The following is a 247-nucleotide window of genomic DNA, read 5'->3' as shown; positions in this document are numbered from 1 at the left end:
ACGCAGCGCGTGAAAGCAGCCGGTCTCGAAGGCCAGATCGAAATCCGGCTGCAGGACTACCGTGACGTCCAGGGGCAGTTCGACCGCATCACGAGTGTCGGCATGTTCGAGCACGTGGGCCGAAAGAATATGCCCGGCTACTTCCAGAAGATTCACGACCTGCTCGCGGATGACGGCATCGCGATGAATCACGGCATCACGTCGACCGATTACAACAGCGGTGAAACGGCGCTGGGCGGCGGCGAGT

1 protein-coding gene is annotated in these 247 nt (G+C 61.1%); it reads left to right on the top strand.

Annotation, left to right across the window (positions count from 1 at the left end; translation table 11 throughout):
* A partial coding sequence (locus tag SB753_RS40115; RefSeq protein WP_410805557.1) for an SAM-dependent methyltransferase occupies window positions 1-247 on the top strand: 247 nt, incomplete at both ends.

The sequence above is a fragment of the Paraburkholderia sp. SIMBA_053 genome (genome assembly GCF_046534895.1).
In the GTDB taxonomy this organism is placed as follows: Bacteria; Pseudomonadota; Gammaproteobacteria; order Burkholderiales; family Burkholderiaceae; genus Paraburkholderia; species Paraburkholderia caledonica.
Note: the sequence above shows the minus strand (reverse complement) of the source record. Positions and strands in the feature narration are given on the sequence as shown.